At 42.6% G+C, this 4,416-nt stretch carries 6 protein-coding genes; 3 read left to right on the top strand and 3 right to left on the bottom strand.

All coding sequences use genetic code 11. The features are described 5' to 3' along the window. Positions 1 to 116: 116 nt before the first annotated feature. On the bottom strand, positions 117 to 230 hold the full coding sequence (gene rpmJ / locus ACQ5DJ_RS29800; protein WP_429845608.1) for a 50S ribosomal protein L36: 114 nt from the start codon (positions 228 to 230) through the stop codon (positions 117 to 119). Between the two features lie 163 nt (positions 231 to 393). On the opposite strand from rpmJ, the gene ACQ5DJ_RS29795 reads away from it, so the two are divergent. Beyond that, positions 394 to 609 (top strand): restriction endonuclease, encoded by a 216-nt coding sequence (locus ACQ5DJ_RS29795; protein WP_429845607.1) that lies wholly within the window; start codon positions 394 to 396, stop codon positions 607 to 609. A 169-nt stretch (positions 610 to 778) separates the two neighbouring features. Next, positions 779 to 1,462, top strand: a complete 684-nt coding sequence (locus tag ACQ5DJ_RS29790; RefSeq protein WP_429845606.1) for an SOS response-associated peptidase — start codon at positions 779 to 781, stop codon at positions 1,460 to 1,462. A gap of 68 nt (positions 1,463 to 1,530) precedes the next feature. Here ACQ5DJ_RS29790 and ACQ5DJ_RS29785 read toward each other — a convergent pair whose 3' ends face one another. After that, a complete protein-coding gene (locus tag ACQ5DJ_RS29785; protein WP_429845605.1) occupies positions 1,531 to 1,959 on the bottom strand; it encodes a NucA/NucB deoxyribonuclease domain-containing protein in 429 nt (142 codons plus the stop codon). A gap of 590 nt (positions 1,960 to 2,549) precedes the next feature. Then, positions 2,550 to 2,783, bottom strand: coding sequence for an IS3 family transposase (locus tag ACQ5DJ_RS29780; protein ID WP_429845609.1), 234 nt, complete (start codon positions 2,781 to 2,783; stop codon positions 2,550 to 2,552). Positions 2,784 to 3,208: 425 nt separating this feature from the next. On the opposite strand from ACQ5DJ_RS29780, the gene ACQ5DJ_RS29775 reads away from it, so the two are divergent. Beyond that, positions 3,209 to 4,156, top strand: coding sequence for an ABC transporter substrate-binding protein (locus tag ACQ5DJ_RS29775; protein ID WP_429845604.1), 948 nt, complete (start codon positions 3,209 to 3,211; stop codon positions 4,154 to 4,156). The last annotated feature ends 260 nt before the right edge of the window (positions 4,157 to 4,416 follow it).

The following is a 4,416-nucleotide window of genomic DNA, read 5'->3' as shown; positions in this document are numbered from 1 at the left end:
CGAATCCAATAGTGACACGTATTCGGGAGTTGTGCCTAGCACATAAATTTCGCTAGGCGTATATAGAAAGAGGAGCCGATGATTGGCTCCCGATGCTTTCCTTTGACGTTCAATGATTAACCTTGTCTTTGCCTGTGTTTGGCGTTATCACAAATAACCATGACGGTTCTATTTCTTCTAATGGTATTACATTTTTCACACATTGGCTTTACAGATGGTCTCACTTTCATGAGTAACCCCTCCTTGTAAGCTTACTTTTATACACCGGGAATCTGCTTTCTATAAGAAAATTCTCGGATATTTATAATATATCAATACACAATGGCAATCAATTGAAAATCAATGGAAATAAGTGAATTATCAAATCAATCCCATCACACGATTTTTTTGTAATTGAAAAGCTCAGGGTTGAATCAAAGGAGGATCAGCAAAATGGCAAACTCTAAAGAAATCGATGGTACACTGCCTTTGACAGATGAAAAAGCGAGAGTAATGGTGGCGGCGGGCATGAAATTTGTCCAAGCCAAGCGCTACTCAAAAAATGTTGGGATTGATACAATTCACCAAGTCGTCGACACAAGGAATCACTATGGTGCGTCTGGATCGTGAAAAGTAACTAATAAAGACTTCACAGATGCTGCCTATAAGCAAGTAAGCAAGTGGACCTGGATAAAGAGCGGTATACTTCGCTGACCAGTCTTTGTTGATTTCATATTGTCCGCGTACTGCTGGTTAACCATATAAGCATTAGGCAATTATGGTGGTAAGAGGTGATCGTATGTGCGGACGATTTACGTTGGTGACTAACCTGGAGTTGTGGAATGCAAGGTTCCAAATCGAGGTCATACCTTTTGATATACAGCCACGATATAATATCGCACCGGGTCAATTAATTCCTGCTATTATTTCCGATCAAGGTAAGCGGCGGATCGGTCAGCTAAAATGGGGATTAGTTCCGTCGTGGGCGCAGGATGAGAAGAGCGGATATAAAATGATCAATGCAAGGTCTGAAACGTTAACCGAAAAGCCGGCATTCCGAAAACTTTTCGAGCGAAAACGGTGCATCATCCCTGCAGATGGCTTCTACGAGTGGATGAAACTCGGAAAAGCTAAGCATCCTATGAGGATTATGATGAAGAGTGGTGAGCCGTTCGCTTTCGCTGGTCTGTTTGATACATGGTCAAGCCCGATAGGAGATAAGTTGCACACTTGCACAATCGTTACGACCAAACCAAATGATGTAGTAGCTGATATTCATGACCGGATGCCTGTGATACTGAGACAGGAAGACGAGGGAATGTGGTTAGATCGTGAGAAGTTTGATTCTAACTTGCTCCAATCATTGCTAGTACCATATGACTCGGATATGATGCGTGCATACCCTGTATCAACAATGGTTGGTAGCCCGAAAATCGATTTGCCAGAATGTATTCAAGAAATAGCTAACCCGTCCCTGTTTTAAGGAGACGGGTTCATTATTGTGAAATGTTTATTCGTATCCGGAAAGTGCGGGCACTTGAAACAGAGACTTTATTTGACCACGATTTCAACCTTTGTCCCGTCTGGAAAATCCTCTAATTGGTTGGATATCCAAGATCCAGCGCCGCGATTATCTGAAGGCTTTATGTATTTGATATCTGCCCCTGTGCCACCCTCTGCACACATGGCCATTGGCCATTCATCCCGATCATACCCTTTTTTTGTAGGAATACCCTTGAGCGATTCATCGCGATTTTTATCGGCGCCATTGCGGTCAATTGTGCATACAGATGACTTACCAGAAGCAACCGCATCTTTGATATGCTTTGCTGTCTCGGGGTATCGATCAGATGGAAAAACTATCGTATGGTCTACGTTCCCATTGCTGACGGTTTTGTTCTCTATTGGCACAAGTCCAAAGAGATAGGCGGCGCCGATCAGCAGCACCACAATCAACATCAGCATTTTTCTCTGTGTCATGCTTTTGTCCTCCAAATATAAGTTCTTTTTCAAATAATAGCACTGCCCGGTATTATGGCGAAGGGGTGTGATTGCCTATAATCTTCTGTAAGCCTTTATCAGGGGCGGGAAGTGTTATAGTTACTCGAGTTATCCCCTCATATAAAACGCGTAAATTTCCCGTAATATTTCGCCACAAGTACACTGTTATCAGTTAGTTCCATGTTTTTAGCCTTCAATCTAGAGTGTTCAACCAACAGATACTCTGAGTCGTCTCTAAAGTGAAAGAGGAGTGCATTGGTCGCTTTGTACTGCCTGAGCAAAGGGAGCAAGCTATACCTGCAAACTACTTTGCCCCAAAAATAAAACACAAAACATAAGTGATTAGCAAAAAAATTGCTTGCTGGACCATTTGCCAAAACCATAATGATCCCCTTTAAATTCTAAAAATGGATAATAGATCAAATCACCTTTGAAATATATTACAGTTCTTTGATTTGAGCAAAACATTAAAAGGAATAAATTCAAATCAAAGGAACAGTCAGCGAAATGTTCAAAGTATGTTCAAGAAATAGAGAACCCGTCCCTGCTTTAGGAAACGGGTTGTTCTATTAATACCTGTCCAAGTAATCAGAGGTCAAGATAAAGTGTTTCCCTTGTGCGATCATGTATCTTTGGCGTGTGATTCGGCATTCTACCGGGGCACACTGGTTTAGTTTTTTCTGGAACCGTTCATTATTATAGAACCATATGTAATTCTCAATGGCTTGAAAGAGCTCTTCTTCTGTTTTACACTCAGAAAAGTACATTGTCTCAACCTTGAGATGCGAAAAAAAGGATTCAATGCGGGTGTTATCTAGGCAGCTTACTAATATGCGAAACCTCTTGTGTCTATAGGTGCGAGGGGGTTTTTGTTTTGTGGGCAGATTTCATTTCTTCTAGGTTTTTCTTAATAAATAGTTTAAGGGAGCTGCTAATGCAACTCCCTTTTCTTTTGCCCCAATGGGGAGGTCGACGAACAGATTTGGAACAGAGTACAGAAGCACTCCAGCGGGCTGGAAAACGTAGGTAACATCTGCAAGAAAAAAAGGGTTGTCCTAATAGTCGAAAAACATAAGGACCGCCTATTTTATTTACATAAGCACAATGTACATAAAAATGATTGACATATTCACTCGAATATGTGATTATCTTCTCTGTCACTTATAATGATAATTATTATCAAGTAATGCTTCACACAAAACACCATGTGGCAAGGAGAAATGAGCGTATGAAAAAAGGAACACGAATCGTACTGGCGTGCTTGGTTGCAGTAGTCACTGCCGTATCGACGGGTTGCGGAAGCAGCCAAACGGCTTCGGAAGCACCCAAAAAGTCTGAGACACGCGTAGTCAAGCATCTAATGGGGGAAGTGACGATCCCGGCGGAGCCAAAGCGGATTGCAGACGTATCGGGAGCAGCAGAGGAGCTTTTAATTTTGGGACACAAGCCGGTTGCTACGGCCAATACATATAAGACAAAAATCATGTCCCACGTAGCGGATAAGCTGACAGATGTAAAACCGGTTGGCTGGATGTGGGATGACTCTATCAATCTGGAAGCAGTGATAGAAACAAAACCAGACCTGATTATTATGAATAACCGCCAGCAAAAGATGTACGAGCAACTATCCAAAATTGCGCCGACAGTCGTTCTGGAGACAGACATGGACAAATGGCGTGATAAGTTTAAAGAAATCGGCCGCCTGTTTGGACAAGAAGAGGACGTCAACAAATGGCTGGCTGGCTATGACGAGAAGACGAAAGGGATGCGCGAGCAACTCGAGCAAGCGTACGGTGACCAGACCTTTATGTTCCTGGCAGTAACGCCTAAATTGTTCCGCGTGTACGGAAACTATGGTTACGCAGATATTTTGTTCACTGATCTTGGCCTGAAGCCAGTAGCCGGAACACCTGCCGATAAAACAATGGAAATGATCGAGCTGGAAGGACTGACGAAGTTTCAGCCAGACCATATGTTCCTCGTCAATTTCGGCGGAAAAGCGGATGATGTTTACGCAGAACTGAAAAAGAGCCCAGTATGGAATAGCAACAAGGCAGTTCAACAAGGTCATCTCTATGAAGTAACCAATGAAACTTTCAACACCAAAGCCTTTGGCCCAATTGGAAAGGAAATGCTTGTAGAGGAGATTGGTAGCATGTTGCTGAAAAAGCAATAATCATGCGATGTACATAAAAGATGGGGCTAAAGTGGGGAGTATTCTCCTAGTCATTTCCTAAAAGCAAATCAAGACAAATAAAGAAGTTGAAGCTGGCTAGAAACGAAATGTTATATCCAGCTTCTTACTTTTCGGGGCAAAGGAACACATTTACACCTCAAGGCAATAGAGGAAGAGGAAAAGAAAAAGCACCACGAAGGGTGCAATGGGACTGACCCCCGTCCGTAGGACAGGTATCAAAACACCATTGCGAATTAAGC

Origin of the sequence: Brevibacillus sp. FIR094, from assembly GCF_050477165.1 — a bacterium.
Taxonomy (GTDB): Bacteria; Bacillota; Bacilli; order Brevibacillales; family Brevibacillaceae; genus Brevibacillus.
This window is presented reverse-complemented; position numbering and strand designations above follow the sequence as displayed.

Excerpts from the sequence above, each read along its gene's own strand:
- rpmJ (WP_429845608.1), bottom strand. The coding sequence starts at position 230 with ATGAAAGTGAGACCATCTGTAAAGCCAATGTGTGAAAAATGTAATACC.
- ACQ5DJ_RS29785 (WP_429845605.1), bottom strand. The coding sequence starts at position 1,959 with ATGACACAGAGAAAAATGCTGATGTTGATTGTGGTGCTGCTGATCGGC.
- ACQ5DJ_RS29775 (WP_429845604.1), top strand. The coding sequence starts at position 3,209 with ATGAAAAAAGGAACACGAATCGTACTGGCGTGCTTGGTTGCAGTAGTC.
- ACQ5DJ_RS29790 (WP_429845606.1), top strand. The coding sequence starts at position 779 with ATGTGCGGACGATTTACGTTGGTGACTAACCTGGAGTTGTGGAATGCA.